The 15,519-nt window shown below is 69.4% G+C and carries 10 protein-coding genes and 1 pseudogene; 7 read left to right on the forward strand and 4 right to left on the reverse strand.

Annotated features, from left to right (window positions below; translation table 11 throughout):
- Positions 1-2 precede the first annotated feature (2 nt).
- Together StrepF001_RS26445 and StrepF001_RS26450 are read left to right on the forward strand one after the other, a co-directional pair.
- Entirely contained in the window at positions 3-1,016 is a 1,014-nt protein-coding gene (locus StrepF001_RS26445; RefSeq protein WP_129800732.1) for an SDR family oxidoreductase, read from the forward strand.
- Positions 1,017-1,231: 215 nt separating this feature from the next.
- Entirely contained in the window at positions 1,232-2,788 is a 1,557-nt protein-coding gene (locus tag StrepF001_RS26450) for a DUF1996 domain-containing protein (RefSeq protein WP_129800733.1), read from the forward strand.
- A 71-nt stretch (positions 2,789-2,859) separates the two neighbouring features.
- Here the strand turns inward: StrepF001_RS26450 and StrepF001_RS26455 are convergent, their stop codons facing one another.
- Positions 2,860-3,303 (reverse strand): hypothetical protein, encoded by a 444-nt coding sequence (locus StrepF001_RS26455; RefSeq protein WP_206306949.1) that lies wholly within the window; start codon positions 3,301-3,303, stop codon positions 2,860-2,862.
- Between the two features lie 117 nt (positions 3,304-3,420).
- Between StrepF001_RS26455 and StrepF001_RS26460 the strand changes: the two genes are divergently transcribed.
- The 3 genes from StrepF001_RS26460 to StrepF001_RS26470 all read left to right on the forward strand — a co-directional run bounded on the left by StrepF001_RS26460 (position 3,421) and on the right by StrepF001_RS26470 (position 6,691).
- The gene (locus StrepF001_RS26460) at positions 3,421-3,921 is read left to right on the forward strand and encodes a tetratricopeptide repeat protein (protein WP_240797691.1); all 501 of its coding nucleotides are present in this window, start codon (positions 3,421-3,423) and stop codon (positions 3,919-3,921) included.
- A gap of 48 nt (positions 3,922-3,969) precedes the next feature.
- Entirely contained in the window at positions 3,970-5,928 is a 1,959-nt protein-coding gene (locus tag StrepF001_RS26465) for a hypothetical protein (protein WP_129800735.1), read from the forward strand.
- A gap of 70 nt (positions 5,929-5,998) precedes the next feature.
- Entirely contained in the window at positions 5,999-6,691 is a 693-nt protein-coding gene (locus StrepF001_RS26470) for a TetR/AcrR family transcriptional regulator (protein ID WP_129800736.1), read from the forward strand.
- On the opposite strand, the gene StrepF001_RS26475 is transcribed toward StrepF001_RS26470, so the two are convergent.
- Positions 6,688-7,044 (reverse strand): 5-carboxymethyl-2-hydroxymuconate Delta-isomerase, encoded by a 357-nt coding sequence (locus tag StrepF001_RS26475; protein ID WP_129800737.1) that lies wholly within the window; start codon positions 7,042-7,044, stop codon positions 6,688-6,690. The genes StrepF001_RS26470 and StrepF001_RS26475 overlap by 4 nt on opposite strands.
- Positions 7,045-7,092: 48 nt before the next feature.
- The gene (gene pulA / locus StrepF001_RS26480; RefSeq protein ID WP_129800738.1) at positions 7,093-12,498 is read right to left on the reverse strand and encodes a pullulanase-type alpha-1,6-glucosidase; all 5,406 of its coding nucleotides are present in this window, start codon (positions 12,496-12,498) and stop codon (positions 7,093-7,095) included.
- Positions 12,499-12,562: 64 nt separating this feature from the next.
- Between pulA and StrepF001_RS26485 the strand changes: the two genes are divergently transcribed.
- A complete protein-coding gene (locus tag StrepF001_RS26485; RefSeq protein ID WP_206306950.1) occupies positions 12,563-13,135 on the forward strand; it encodes a hypothetical protein in 573 nt (190 codons plus the stop codon).
- 506 nt (positions 13,136-13,641) lie between these two features.
- A pseudogene (locus StrepF001_RS48295) lies at positions 13,642-13,836 on the forward strand (GNAT family N-acetyltransferase); the annotation flags it as partial.
- A gap of 217 nt (positions 13,837-14,053) precedes the next feature.
- Here StrepF001_RS48295 and StrepF001_RS26495 read toward each other — a convergent pair.
- Positions 14,054-15,436 carry an alpha-amylase family protein gene (locus StrepF001_RS26495; RefSeq protein WP_129800740.1) on the reverse strand — a complete coding sequence of 461 codons (1,383 nt, stop codon included), beginning with the start codon at positions 15,434-15,436 and terminating at the stop codon, positions 14,054-14,056.
- Positions 15,437-15,519 lie beyond the last annotated feature (83 nt).

The following is a 15,519-nucleotide window of genomic DNA, read 5'->3' on the forward strand; positions in this document are numbered from 1 at the left end:
GCATGAGACTGCTGATGCTGGGTGGTACGGAGTTCGCGGGACGGGCCGTCGTGGAGGTGGCGCTCGGGCGTGGCTGGGACGTGACCGTGTTCCACCGGGGGCGGCACACGGCCCCGGCCGGGGTGCGGTCGCTGCACGGTGACCGCACCGCGCCCGACGGGCTCGCCGCCCTCGCGGACGGCGCATGGGACGCCGTGGTCGACACCTGGTCGGCGGCGCCGTTCGCGGTGCGGGACGCGGCGCGGCTGCTGCGGGGCCGCGCCGGGCGGTATGTGTACGTGTCGAGCTGCTCGGTGTACGCCTGGGCCCCGCCCGCCGGCTACACCGAGGACGCGCCCCTGGTCGAGGGCGCCGACCCCGACGCCGACCACACGGACTACGCCCGCGACAAGCGCGGCGCCGAGCTGGCCGCCGTCGAGGCCTTCGGTGCGGAGCGCTCGCTGCTGGTGCGGGCCGGGCTGCTGCTCGGGCCGTACGAGAACATCGGCCGACTCCCCTGGTGGCTGACCCGGATCGCCAGGGGCGGCCCCGTGCTGGCGCCGGGTCCCCGGGAGCTGCCCCTCCAGTACATCGACGTCCGCGATCTCGCCGAGTGGATCCTGGACGGGGTGGAGCAGGAGCTCAGCGGGCCGTACAACCTGATCGGCCCCCGGGGCCTCACCACGACGGGCGAGCTGCTCGACGCCTGCGTGCAGGTGACCGGCGCGGCGGCCGAGCTGCGCTGGACCGACCCCGAGGTGGTGCTGGAGGCGGGCATCGAGCCGTGGAGCCAGTTGCCGGTGTGGGTGCCGCCGGGGAGCGAGCTGCACGACGCCCTGCACGGCGCGGACGTGTCCAGGGCGCTGGCGACGGGGCTGCGCTGCCGGCCGGTCACGGAGACCGTGGCCGACACCTGGAGCTGGCTGCAGGACCTCGGCGGCGCCGCCCCGCAGCGTCCGGACCGGCCGCCGGTGGGCCTCGATCCGGAGGTGGAGGCGAAGGTCCTCGCGACCGGCCGTCCGGACCTGGGGCGCTGAAACTCCACGAAATCCACCACCCGGCTCGAACACTTCACGTGAGATCACCACAACTCCCGGTGTTCCTGGGGTAGTTGGGTCTGAATTGTCTCGCGAATCTCTCATCAATTTCTGATCCGTCTGAACACCGGTGGGACGACCTCCGTATGGAAGGGAGCCGCTTCACTCCTGTCGGGCGCCTCGATGCTGCCCCGCAAGGAAGTCAGAGGAGTTCCATGGGACGCAACACAAGAAAACGCCGTACGCCGCTGGCCACCAAGGCCATAGCCGCATCGGCGGCCCTAGCGCTCGGTGGGGGCGGGCTGGTATGGGCCAACTTCTATGCCTCGGCACATGAAGACGAGTCTGGGTGGAACCAGACGAAGTCCACGAACGCCCAGGTCGCGACGATCAACTGCCCGGACGTCGGCCAGAAGCTGACGAACGTGCCGGAGAGCGCGCGCCAAGGCGTCGCCAAGGAGCTGGCGCTGCTCGACAGGCAGATCACGGACGCCTACACGCGTCTCGCCGAGACGCGCCAGGCCCAGGCGGGGGACGCCGGTTACGTCGACAACGCCATCCTCGGCCCGCTGAAGTCCAAGCGCGTGGCCACGCTCGACCGGATCGGCATCAACATCAACCGGGCGGGCGGCAAGGCTCCGCAGGAGCTCGACCAGTTCGCCCAGTGCCAGGGCGTCCCGGCCGAACAGCCCCAGCCCAACGACGGTGACGGTCAGGACCAGAACAACGACGGTCAGGACCAGGACCAGAACAACGACGGTCAGGACCAGGGCCAGGACGGCGGCCAGGACCAGGGTGACGGCGGCCAGGACAACGGTCAGGACCAGGGCAACGGCGGTCAGGCCGGCAACGGCCCGGTGGCGGACGACTTCATCAACATCGAGGACGTCCAGCCGGGCTCCCGCAACCTGCCGAACGGTCTGGCCGCGAACGGTGACGGCGGCTCGACGGGCAGCTTCACCACGAACTGCGGCACCAACGAGAACGAGAACCGCAACTCGGACAACGTGATCGTGGCGCCCGGTGTCTCCAACGGTGCGCAGCACCAGCACGACTATGTCGGCAACCAGGCCAACAACGCGTTCGCGAGCGACGAGGACCTGGCGAACGGCGACACCAGCTGCCAGAACCAGGGCGACAAGTCGTCGTACTTCTGGCCGGTGATCCGTCTGCAGGACGGTACGCAGGACATCGACCAGGGCCAGCCCGGTGGCGGTCAGGACGGCAACGTCGGCAAGATCGTCGAGCCCGCCGAGGCCCAGCTGAAGTTCGTGGGCAACCGGACGAGCGACGTCGTCGCGATGCCGACGGCCCTGCGCATCATCACCGGTGACGCCAAGTCCTTCACCAACGGCCTGAACAACGCCAACACCTCCTGGAGCTGCACCGGCTTCGAGGACCGGCAGGTGACGGACAAGTACCCGATCTGCCCCGAAGGCAGCAGCGTGGTGCGGACGTCCAACTTCCAGAGCTGCTGGGACGGCCAGAACATCGACAGCGCCAACCACCGCACCCACGTGGACTTCGTGGAGGCGGACGGCACCTGCTCGAACGGTTTCCAGGCCATCCCCCAGCTGCAGGTCCGGCTGGTCTACGACATCCCGGCCCCGCAGATCGAGAACGGACAGGTGGCGAACGCGTTCGCGGTCGACTCCTTCCCGGAGCAGCTGCACAAGCCGATCACCGACCACAACGACTTCATCAACTTCTTCGACGAGGACCTGATGAACGAGATGGTCGACTGCATCAACAACGGCGAGGACTGCCAGTAGTCCTGACCCGGTAGGAAGCCGGCGGTGGGATTTCCCACCGCCGGCTTTCGTTTGCGTCCGGACTTTCGCGGTCAGCCGTTGTGGCTGCCACTGTTGTGACCGCCGCTGTTGTGACTGCCACCGGGATTCATGTGGGCGGACCCCTCCTCCATGGTCCCGCCGAGCCGGCCCTGCAGCGCCGTGACCGTCTTCTCCTCGCCGACGGCGACCCACTTGCGGCCGACGAGGTAGTAGCCGCCGTAGTCCTTCGCCCCGTTCAGCCACTCGCGCTGGCCGCGGTCGGTGGCGAAGGTCGCGAGGACGAACCTGCCGTCGGTGTTCTTGCAGACGGCCTGGCGGATCTCGTCGGCGTCCGTCGTCATGTTCGGCTCGCACTTCACCTCGGCGGCCAGGTGCTCCAGGCTGCCGGTCGCCGTCTCCGGTACGGTCGCCTGGTCGCCGTCGGAGCCGCAGCCCGCCAGCGCCAGCACCGCCACGGCGCCGCTCAGGGCGAGCATCGGTCGGGTCAACCTCATCTGTTCCTCCGGTCCGGTCTTGGAGCAGGCACACATGCGCCTCAGTTCGATACGGCTGCGGCCCGCTCAGCGCTCAAACCGATACCTCCGCGCGTACGGCTGTGCGAAGGTGGGCCGGTGAACCAGGACTGGGAAGACCGAGTGGCCGCCGCCTGGGCCACCTTCGACGACCACACCGACGACCGAGCGGCCGACTTCCGCGCCGTGATCGACGCACTCGTCGCCGAACTGCCCGAGGGCAGTCCCCTCGGGCCGTTCGAGCAGGCCTGCGCCTGGGACTCGACGGGCCACTCGGACAAGGCGGTCCCCCTGTACCGGGAGGCACTGGCGCGCGGGCTCGACGGCTACCGTGGCCGACGGGCGAAGATCCAGCTGTCCAGCTCGCTCAGGAACATCGGGCAGCCGGAGGAGGGCGTCAAGCTGCTGACGCCCGAACTGGACGCATCCTCCGACGAGTTGGACGATGCGGTACGGGCCACGCTCGCCCTGTGCCTGTCGGGTCTCGGGCGTGATCGGGAGGGCCTGTCCCTCGTCCTGGGCGCCCTCGCGCCCCATCTGCCGCGCTACCAGCGGTCGATGGCGAACTACGCCCGCGCCCTGGTCGAGCCCCAGGACTGACGCACGGGGCGGCGGTGACCAACCGTCGATTCGCTCGTTCTGCTGAACGTGCAGTCACAGGATGTCGCCCAGCGCCAGAGCTCCGCACCAGCCGCCCCCACCGACCCGGTGGTCGACGTCGAACAGGCCGAGGCCGCGCTCGTCGAGCACTATCCGCGACTCGTCCGCCTCGCCTATCTGGTACTGCCACCGAGCCTGGGCCGCAACCGGCGCGTCCTGACCGCACACTCCCTCACCCAGCGCGCCCTGCCACGCGGCCGGGCCTCGGCCGCCGTGATCCCGGCCCAGTCCACGGGCCAGTCCACAGGCCAGTCCACAAGCCAGGGCCGGGACGGCGACCCGGGCTACGCCTTCGTCCGCCTCCAGGTCCTGCGGACGGCGCTGGAGGCCGCCCTGCCGCTGCGGCGCAAGGCGTGGCCCAAGCGCTCCCAGCTGCCGCCACTGCTCCCCCAGGTGTGGGGTCTCAAGCTCTTCCCGCGCTCCGGCGGTGCCGACGAACTGGCCCTGGACCAGCGGCTGTCCGTCCTGTCCGCCCCCGCCCGCGCCGCCTACGTCCTGCGCGGCCTGGAGCGGCTGGCCGACCCCGAGGTGCACCGGGTGCTGACGGCCGCCGGCGTCGACGACACGGAGGCGGCGCTGGGCGAGGCCGACGCCGTACCCGCGCAGTACGCACTGCTCGACTCCCCCGAGTTCGACCCCTGCTTGCTCCACGCCCGGCCCACCGACCTGATGCGGCGCCGCCAGCGCACAAAGGCCGCGCTCGCCGCGGCGGCGGCCCTCGCCGTGAGCGGGGCACTGCTCGGCCTGCCCGGCGACGGCTGGGGCCCCGACGGTCCCGCGGCCCCGTCGTACGCGCAGAACCCGGCGGCCGAGGCGGCCCTCGACCCCAGCAGGCTGACGAAGGTCTCCCCCACCGCCTGGCGGTCCTCCGCCCGCACGGGCTTCTCCGTCTGGCCCGCGCGCGGCGACCTCACCGGTGACCGGGCGCTGCTGCGTCGCGCGCTCGCCGTCTGGGCACGCCCGGGCGAGACCGTCCAGGTCTCGACCACCCCCGGCACCCCCTCCGGCGGCCCGGCCGGCCCGCCCCAGCTGCTGTACGCGGGGAACGTCGACAACGCGCGCGTGGTGCTCCTCCACGACGGTCTGCGCATCGCCCGCTACGCCGAGCCGAAGGACGGCACTGCCGGCGCCGCCCTCGACTTCGCCCGCACCGACGGCGCCACCGGGGCCGAGGCGAACGCCGTGGTCCTGGGCCGCACCGACGGCAACGTCCGCTATCTGACGGCGCCCTGGGTGACGAAGGTGGCCGAGCGGGACCTGCTGGAGCCGAGCTCCGGCGCGATGGACCTCACGATCACCGACGGGATCACCTCGCCGCTGGCCAGCCCCGCGACCAAAGACGGCTCCTGCGCGTCGTGGAACGTCCTGCAGATCACCGACGACTCCGGTACGCGGCTGATGACGGACCTGGGCGAGCTGGTGCCGGCCCGCCTCACCACCGGGCGGCCGGGCAGGACGCACGACGCGGCCGGGGCGGAGTCGCTGCGCACCTGGGCGCCGTTCGGCTGTTCGCTGTTCGCAGTGCGCGGGCAGGGGGTGCGGTCGGTGAACGCCTGGCAGTACGCCGAGCAGCCGCTGCCCGACGCGAGCGGCACGGCGGCGTGGGTGTGCACGCGCGCGGAGACCTGGCGGGGCGGCGGCGAGCGGGCGCTGGCGCAGTTCCACACGCCGGGCGGGACGTACGGGGCGGTCGCCGCGAAGGCCGAGAACGTACCGGCGTGCGGGGCGCGCGATCCCCATGTGCTGGCGGGCGTGCTGTGGAAGTCCGAGGCGGGTTCCTGGTATCTCCTGGCGGCGGGCAGCCGCGACACCGCGTCGATCAGCACGACCGGCGGCGTGGAACAGACCGCGCAGGGCAACCTGTTGGCCGTACCCGCCAAGAAGGGCACTCAGGCCGGGCTGAAGGCGACCCTGACGGACGGGCGGTCGATCAGCGGCCTGCGCTAGCTGGACGCATATGAACGCCCCTGGCCGGTCCTGTCCGTTCGAGGCTGGATCCGATCGGTAAGGTGTTCGTATGTCTACCGGGGTTCGCCGCAGGATGGGTGTCGAGGAGCGACGGCAGCAGCTGATCGGCGTCGCCCTCGAGCTGTTCAGCCGCCGCTCTCCGGATGAGGTCTCCATCGACGAGATAGCGTCGGCCGCGGGCATCTCACGCCCGCTGGTCTATCACTACTTTCCCGGCAAACTCAGTCTGTACGAGGCCGCGTTGAGGCGTGCGGCGGACGATCTGGCGGGCCGGTTCGTGGAGCCGCACGAGGGTCCGCTGGGGGCGCGGCTGCTGCGCGTGATGCGCCGGTTCTTCGACTTCGTCGACCAGCACGGCCCCGGTTTCTCGGCGTTGATGCGCGGCGGCCCGGCGGTAGGCTCGTCGACGACGAACGCGCTCATCGATGCCGTACGGCAGGCCGCGTATGACCAGATCGTTGCGCATCTCGGCGTCGAGGAGCCGACGCCCGCGCGGCTGGAACTGGTCGTCCGCTCCTGGATCTCGCTCGCCGAGTCGACGGCGCTGATCTGGCTGGACGGCCGACGCGTCCCGCGCGCCGAGCTGGAGGTGCAGCTCGTGCACGACTTCGCCGCACTGGCCGCCGTCGGCGCCGCCCACGACGAGGAGCTGGCGACGCTGATGCGCCGCGCCCTCAAGGACGAGCCGGGCGACGGTCCGTTCGGCGACCTGGTGGCCCGGCTGGTCTTGCTGGCTTCCTAGCCCTCGAACTTCCGGTACGAGGGGTCGAGGTCGCGTACCTCGGCCGAGGCGTGCAGTGCGAGGCCCTCGGCGGGCTTGATGTGCTGGCGCAGCAGGTCGAGTACGGCCTCGGTGAGCCGGACCTTGGTCTCGTCCGTGCGGCCGGCCAGCAGCCCCAGCGTCACATGGACGACCGCGTGCCCCTGGGTGTCCTCCCCGACCGTGGTGTCCTCGGTCCGCCGGAACTGCGTCTTGCACGCCGGCAGCTTCGCGGCCGCGATCTCGACCACCGTGGTGTGCAGGGCCCGCGCGAAGGCGGGCCGGTCGAAGTCGTCCGCGAGCTGCGCGGAGTAGTCGACGGTGATCTGCGGCATGGGTGCTCCTGTTCTACGTCGGACAGGAGCACCCTAACCGCATGACCGTCAGCCGGCCCGGGAGAAGACGGCGACCGTGCGGGCCGGGACCGTGAAGGTGCCCGATCCCGCCGTGTGGGTCGCGTCCTTCACAACCGGGTCCTCGCCCGTCGCCTGTACCGGGTGCAGCCGGTACTTCACCCCTTCCGTCGCCTCGATGCGCTGCTCCTGCCGCTCCGGGGTGGCGTTGAACACGACGACCAGGTCACCGAGCCGCATGGTGATCACGCCCGGCGTCTCGTCCTTGCCGGACAGCGGGAAGGAGAGCCGTGACTGGACCTGATCGGCGGTGTCGAGGGAGAAGGCGCTCTCCGTCGTACGGATCCTCAGCAGGTCCCGGTACGCCGCCGAAGCACCCTCGATCTGCGTGCAGCCGACGCCGACCGTGTTCAACAGGGGTTTGGCGTAGGGCCACTTGGGCTCGTTGTCGGCCGCCATCGGCAGTCCGCGGCCGAAGCCGTTGCCGTCGGCGCAGTTCCAGTGGACGGCGTTGAACCAGTCTCCGCTGTCGTAGGAGTTGCGGTCCAGGGACTTGGAGCGCAGCAGGTCGGTGCCGGCCTGGGAGAGGGAGGGCCCCTGCGAGAGGGTGGCCGTGGCCATCGCCAGGACCTGCATCCGGGCCCGGTCGTCCGCGCTCGCCGATGCCGGGAGCTTGTAGGCCAGGGCGTCGAACAGGGTCTCGTTGTCGTGGGCGTCGGCGTAGGCGAGGGCGTCGCCGGGGGCGGCCGCGTAGCCGGCGGGGGCGCCGTTGTAGTCGACCTCGGAGCCCTTGACCTCCTTGCCGCTGGTGTCGGTGAAGGTGAAGTCGGCGAGGTTGCCGGACAGGCCCACCTTGATCAGGTCCTGGTAGTGCAGAAGGCGGGCCTTCTGTTCGGCCGGACTGCCGTTGTCCGTCGATGAGTTGGGCTCGTTGTACAGCCCGGACGCAAAGCCCTGGACGCCGGGGTCCTCGTCGAACGGGCCGCCACCGCGGACGGCGTCACGGGCGCGGTCGGAGAAGGTCGCGACACCGGTTCCCGCCATGTTGTTCTGCGTGGCCTGCTCGAAGCGGGCGTCGTCGGCGATCTCGCCGAAGTTCCAGCCTTCGCCGTAGAGGATGATCTTCTTGCCGTCGATGCCGTCCTTTTCCAGGGTCAGCGCGTCGAGGGCCTTGCGTACGGCGACGATGTTGGCCTTCGGGTGGTGGCCCATGAGGTCGAAGCGGAAGCCGTCGACCTTGTACTCCTTGGCCCAGGTGACCACCGAGTCGACGACCAGCTTGCCCATCATGGCGTTCTCGGTGGCGGTGTTGGCGCAGCAGGTGCTGGTGGCGACCGTGCCGTCCGCGAGAAGCCGGTGGTAGTAGCCGGGCACGATCCGGTCCAGGACGGACGTCCGCTCCTGCCCGCTGGCCGCCGTGTGGTTGTAGACGACGTCCATGACGACCCGCAGGCCGTCCTCGTTCAGCGCCTTGACCATCTTGCGGAACTCGACCGTACGGGCCGTACCGTCCGGGTCGGTGGCGTACGAGCCCTCCGGGACCGTGTAGTGGTACGGGTCGTAGCCCCAGTTGTAGGCATCCTTCGCGGCGATCTTCGACACACACTCCTGCTGCTTGTCGGAGTCGGCCGGGAGGGAGGCGAGGTCGCAGTCGACGGTCGCCTGCTCGGACTTCTTCTCCGGGATGGTGGCGATGTCGAAGGCGGGCAGGAGATGGACGTACGACGTGCCCGCCTCGGCCAGCTCACGCAGGTGCCGGGAACCGTCGCTCGCCTTGTCGGTGAAGGCAAGGTAGGTGCCCGGGTCCTTGGCCGTCTTGTCCTCGACCGAGAAGTCCCGGATGTGCAGCTCCTGGATCTGGGCGTCCTTCAGCGGTACGGCCTTGGGCTTGGCGTACGAGGACCAGCCGCTCGGCGCCAGGGACCTGTCGTCGAGGTCGACGACCAGGCTGCGCTCGGAGTTGGTGGTGAGGGCGACCGAGTAGGGGTCGGTGACCTTGTTGGTGACGACCTTGCGGACGCTGGGCGCCCAGACCTCGACGACGTACCGATACGGCTTGTTCTTCCAGGACTTGGGGCCGGTGACGGACCAGACGCCGGTGGTGTCGTTCCGCTTCATGGCGACGGTGGAATCACCGATTTCGAGCTTGACCGACTGTGCCGTGGGCGCCCAGACGGCCAGCGTCGGACGGCCCTTGTGGAACGTCGGCCCGAGCTCGGTCTTCGTCGCGTCGTACAGATCGTCGAGTACGCCGGCGATCTGCACGCCGGTCGCCGCGAGTACGGCACCGTTCGCAGCATGCTGGGCGGCCACGACCTGGCCGCGCAGGGCCTCGCGGATCCGGTCGCGGTCACGGGGGTCGACGGACCAGGCGGTGTGGTCCTTCAGGTGCGGGAACTTCGCCTTCTGGGCGTCGGTGAGGGTGGTCTTGGAGAGACGGAGCCACCTCTCGTCGTCGCTGGTCAGCGCGCCGTCCTTCACGGCGATCGAGCCGTCCCGGCTGTACAGCAGCTGGGTGGAGGCGGCGGCGTCGGAGCCGTTCCAGGCGACTGTGTTCCGGTCGATCCAGACCGCCTTGGAGGTGGTCAGGTCGAGGGCGGCGGCGCTGCCCGCCGGCTGCGGCAGCAGGTACTTCTCCTGGCCGTTCAAGAGCCACACCTCGTGGCCGTTCGCCTTGAGGTCGAGCGCCTGGTCGGCGGAGAGGTCCTTCTCGTCGCCCTTGTGGATGATGTAGCTGAGGCTGGTGGCACCCTCGGTGAGCGGTACCTCGAAGACAGCGCCATAGGAGTCAGTCTTCACCGGCATCAGGGGCTTCGACCACTCGGTGGGGTCGGCGGCGCCGCTCCAGACGTGCATGCCCCAGCCGTCGTAGTTCCCGTCGGCGCGGTGGTAGTGGAGGACGGCCTTGGTCGTGTCCTGCGCCGGGTACTCCGGGCGCTCCGTCCGTACGGTCTCCTTGCCCTGCTCGATCCAGACCTCGCCGGTCTTGGCCACATCGATCGTGCGGTCGGCGGAGACGTCCTTGTTGCCGTCCTTGTCGATGACCAGGAAGCCGACGTTCGAGGCGCCGGGCTTCAGCTTGACGTAGGCGAAGGCACCGTAGGCGTCGCGGCCGGTGAAGGGATGGCTGTCCGGCCAGGTGGTGGACTCGCCGTCGGCGAGGTCGCCCCAGGCGTACAGGCCCCAGTCGGCGTAGTTCCCGTCGGGGCGGTTGTAGTGGACGATCGCGTAGTCGCGGGAGGCGGCGGTGGGGGGTGCCTCGGTGGGTGGGGTGCCCGTGGTGCTGGTGGCTGTGGCGCTCGCGGTGCGGCCGGTGGAGTCGATGACGACGGCCTTGTAGCGCAGGGCGGTGCCCGGGGTCACGTCCTTGCCGATGGTGTGGGTGACCTTGTAGGGGGCGTGGTCGGCGGAGCCGAGGGTGCGCCACTTGCCGGAGCCGGTCTGGGCGGCGAAGACGACACGGTTGAGCCGGCCGCCGTCGACGTCTGCCGTGAGCTCTACCGTGCCGGTGGCGCCGGGGGCGGGGGCCTGGAGGGTGAGGGCCGGTTTGGCGGCGGGTTTGGCGAGCGGGCCCGCGGCCTTGAGGACGACCGCCGAACCGGCCGGAACGGTGAGCGTGACCTTCTTGTCGTCGGCCGCGGAGATCACGGACGCGTCGGTGCCATGGATGCCCCGGTACGTCATGCCGGCCGAACCCGTCGGGAAGGTGGCCGTCTTCGCCTCGTCGGCGTTGTTGAAGGCGACGAGGTACTCGGTGCCGGTGGCGGCGTCCGTACGGGAGAACGCGTAGATCCCGGCGCCGTCGGCGGCGTACCGCTCGGTCTGAATGCCGTCGGCGAGGGCGGGGTGCTGGGTGCGCAGCTTCGCGAGAGCACTGATCTGCCGGTAGAGCGGTGCTTCCGCATCGTAGGCATCGCTCGCGTGGGTGCGGTCCGTGCCGAGCTGGTCGTCGTCCAGGTAGTCGGCGGTCTTCGAGGCGAACATCGTCTGACGGGCGTCCTTGTCACCGCCCGCGCCGGTGAAGCCCTGCTCGTCGCCGTAGTAGATCACCGGGTTGCCCCGGCTGAGGAACATCAGCTCGTTGGCGAGCCGCGCCTTCTTCAGCAGCTCGGCGTCGCTCGCGCCCGCGTTGTCCTGCTTGAGGAAGGTGCCGATGCGGCCCATGTCGTGGTTGCCGAGGAAGGTGACCTGCTCGTACGCGTTGGCCTTGTCGGTCGTGTACTTGTAGTCGTCGCCGAAGACCGCCGCCAGCTTCTTCGCGCCGGCGCCCTGGGAGGCGTAGGCGCGGGCCGCGTCCTGGAAGGGGAAGTCCAGCGTGGAGTCGAGGCGCCCCTGGGTGACGTACGGGGAGGTCACGGCGGTGTCGGCCGAGTACACCTCGCCGAACATGAAGAAGTCGTCCCGCCCCTGCCGGGCGGCGTAGGCATCCAGTGCCGTCGCCCACTGGGTCCAGAACTCCATGTTGACGTGCTTCACGGTGTCGATCCGGAAGCCGTCGATGTCGAAGTCCCTGACCCAGCGCTGGTAGATCTTCTCCATACCGCTGACGACCTCGGGACGCTCGGTCCACAGGTCGTCGAGGCCGGAGAAGTCGCCGTGGGTGGAGCTCTCGCCGGCGAAGGTGGAGTCGCCCCGGTTGTGGTACATCGTCGGGTCGTTGAGCCAGGACGGGACCTTGACGTCCTGCTTGGCGTCGGTGACGACGGGGGTGCGCGGGAAGGAGTCGGCGTCGGTCTTCGGGAAGTCGCGCTCGCCGTCGGCGTAGTCGGCGTCGTCGAAGGGCTCGCCGTCCTTCGTCAGGTACGGGAAGGCACCCTTGGAGAGGTAGTCGTAGGACTTCTCCTTGTAGTCGACGACATCGGCGGTGTGGTTGGTGATGACGTCGAAGAAGACCTTCATGCCCTTGGCGTGCGCCTTGGCGATGAGGGTCTCCAGGTCCTTGTTGGTCCCGAAGTGCGGGTCGACCTGGGTGAAGTCCGTAATCCAATAACCGTGGTAGCCGGCCGAGGCGTTGGCCCCGGCGCCCTGCACAGGCCGGTTCTTGAAGATGGGCGCCATCCAGATGGCGGTGGTGCCCAAGCCCTTGATGTAGTCGAGCTTTTTGGTCAGGCCCTTGAGGTCGCCGCCCTGGTAGAAGCCCTTGTCGGTGGGGTCGTAGCCGGTGGAGAGGCGGGAACCGGTGAGGCCACCGCGGTCGTTGGCCGCGTCCCCGTTGGCGAATCGGTCCGGCAGGACGAAGTAGAACTGCTCGCGGGTGAGGTCGTGGCGGGCGGCGGTCTTCGCCAGGGCCGCGTCGGACGGAGGCGCGGGCGGGGTGTCGGCCCGCGCGGCGAGGGGCTGGACGAGCGCTGCGGCGAGCGCGGCCACGGTGACGGCCGCGACTCGTCTGGCATGGGCGGTACGGCGCGTGCGGGGCGCCGGCCATCTCGGTATCACAGGCGTGAACTCCTTGCGATTACGGCTCAATCGGGTCCGACCCCTACGCCGCGGCACGGCTTCGATGCCGGGCGCCGGCGTGACCGTATCGCCAACGCAAGTTTTCAGCAAGGGTCTTGAAATCGATAGCAAGAGCTTTCACCACGGAGCTGGAAGTGCGTTGTGTGCGCGACTCGCGGGGTCGCGGCAGCGAACGGCCCTCTATGTCGGCGTGGTGAGCGCTGCGTGGTTTGGTCTGATCGGGGTCGTGGTCGGTGGGTTGATCTCCACGTTGTGGGGGTGGCTCGCGGCGATTCGTCAGAAGCTTGCCGATGGCCTCGTAGCCGCCCGCCTGGTCGAGGACGACTTGATTCACCTTGAACTGGAAAGCGATACGCAGGCTGGTCATCAGAGACTTCCAAATGCGCAGATTTGGGCGGACAACCGGGTCGCACTCGCGAGGGTTCTGGGTTCCCAGCAATGGAGGGCTGTCTCCGCTGTCTATCGCAACAGCACATCGCCGATGGCTCTGACCTGGAGCCGGCGGGATCAGGAGCTTCACGCCGCACGCAAGGCACTCGCGCCATTGGCGGCAGGCAAACGCCATGTCGTGCGGCAACGCTGGCGGAACATGTTCCATCGGCGCACGGAAGCCTGAAAACGGCGGCCCCTGCACCACTTGATGGGACACGATCCCGCGGGGGCCGTCTCCACGGGAGTGGTGTACCGGCTCTGGGTGTTACACATGCCGTAGATCTGCAACATCTGCGGCTGATCAACCGCTCGGCCGACCCCTACACCACATTGCGGGACAGCACCCTGCTGGGGAACCCTCCGGCCGCGGCTTACGGTCCGCAACGGGAGGGGCATTCGGGTGCGACCCTGGCCCTGCGGTCGCCATGGGGCCCCTTTACGTGGGAGCAGGCGCCCCCGCAGCAGCAGGGGTGCGGCGGAGCTGGTTCCCGTGCTCGCCGAGCCGCCGCCCACGGTCACAGCGGGGCATGTACGTCGTCATGATCACCGCGCATCCCACGCCGGTGCCGCCAGCGCCCGCGCTCGCTCGCTCGTGCGGCGCCAGCACGTAGGCGCGCACCAGAGTGCGGGTGCTGACGTCGTCCTCTGGGACGGCCGGTTCGGAAGGCGGCCAGGGCTGCGCAGCCCTGCGCCGCTCTGCTGCGCTCGGGGCTGGCCAAGGCCGACGCGGCGGGTCTGCCCGCCTGTCTGGAGTCTTCCAAGCCGTCCAACCTGCCCTTTTACGAGCGCTTCGGCTTCACCGTGCGTGAGGAGCTGCGGCTGCCGGGGAACGGGCCGGCGCTGTGGGCGATGTGGCGCGAACCACGCCGCCCTGCCGGTGCCTAGAGGTGCTGGTCACAGCCAGTCGTTGATGGCTGCGACCAGCACCGTCGCTTCGTGAACGAGGCCAGCGTCTGGGAAGCGACTCAGCCCCGCTACGAGCGGCCCCCCGCAACTGCCCAGCTTTCCTCGGACTTGCAGCGGACCTGTGCCGCTACAGGCGACTACCGTCAATCCCTTGCGCCGGAGGGGCGGCCGACATCAGCCGCCCCCGACTAACCGTTCAGCAGCTGGACTTGCCCGCATACACCGCCAGCGCCGTGTTGGCGCCCAGCGTCGCGGTGAGCTGGCCGGAACCATTCACCGTCACCGTGGTGTTGTTCTGCACATTGCAGTACGTCCCCGCCGGCAGCGACGTCTGGTACGTCCGGCTCAGCGAGCCCGACTCGTGGTTGATGGCCACGAACCCCTTGCTGCCCCGCCCGAACGCGATCGCGTCGCCCCCGTTGTCCCACCAGTTGGTGACGGCCTCACCGCGCGTGGCGTTGCGGAAGGCGACCACGGACTTGATCTCGGGCCAGTTGTGCTGGCACTTCCAGCCGTCCTGCCAACAGGCGTTGACCTGGCCGCCGTTGGGCGGGCCCGCGTCGTGGTCGGTGAACTCGTAACCGGAGTTGATGTCGGGGGCACCGTACGGCCAGGCCAGCATGAAGACGTTGGCCAGGGTGTAGTTGGCGCCGTCCTTGTAGTTCAGGGTGGAGCCATTGCGCTCGGTGTCGTGGTTGTCGACGAAGACACCGGAGACGCCACTGTTCATGTAACCCCAGCCCTCGCCGTAGTTCTTCAGGTAGGCGAGGTTCTCGTTGTTGAAGACCCGCTTGAGGTCGTACGCGTACCGGAACTCCTGCACGTCGCCGTTGCCGGTGTACTCCGTCGGCTGGACGGCCTCCCCGCTGCCGTAGATGACCTCCTGCTTCCAGTACACCGACGGGTTGCTCAGCCGGGACTTGATGTTCGCCAGATCGGCCGTGTCCATGTGCTTGGCCGCGTCGATGCGGAAGCCGTCCACGCCGAGCGAGAGGAGATCGTTCATGTAGCCGGCGATGGCGCCGCGGACGTAGGACTCGCTCGTGTCCAGGTCGGCGAGGCCCACCAGTTCGCAGTGCTGGACGTTCCAGCGGTCCTGGTAGTTGCTGATCTGGCTCGTGCAGTCGTCGAAGTCGGGCGACGAGTACAGGCCGGGGTAGTTGTACTTCGAGTACGACGAGCCGCCGGTGCCGGTGCCGCTGCCCGCCGACATGTGGTTGATGACCGTGTCGACGACGACCTTGACCCCGGCCGCGTGGCAGGTGTTCACCATGTTCTGGAAGGCGGTGCGGTCGCCCAGCCGGCCGGCGATCCTGTAGCTCACCGGCTGGTACGAGGTCCACCACTGCGCGCCCTGTATGTGTTCGGCGGGCGGGGAGACCTGCACGTAGCCGTAGCCGGCGGGGCCGAGGGTGTTGGTGCACTCGCGGGCGACCGAGGCGAAGTTCCACTCGAAGAGGACGGCCGTGACGTCCTTGGTTCCGGGCGGAGCGGCCTGTGCGGTCGGCGCCGCGGTTGGGTTCATGACAAGGGCGGCGGCCGCGAGGGCGGCGGCCCCGGAGAGGGTTCTGCGTGCCATGTGGGGGTTCCTTCACCGTTGAAGGTTCTTGCTGAAATCTTTCAGCCATCTTGCGGTGACGCAGATGTTAAAGGCCCGCCGCC

Origin of the sequence: Streptomyces sp. F001 (assembly GCF_004187715.1) — a bacterium.
In the GTDB taxonomy this organism is placed as follows: Bacteria; Actinomycetota; Actinomycetes; order Streptomycetales; family Streptomycetaceae; genus Streptomyces; species Streptomyces flavusporus.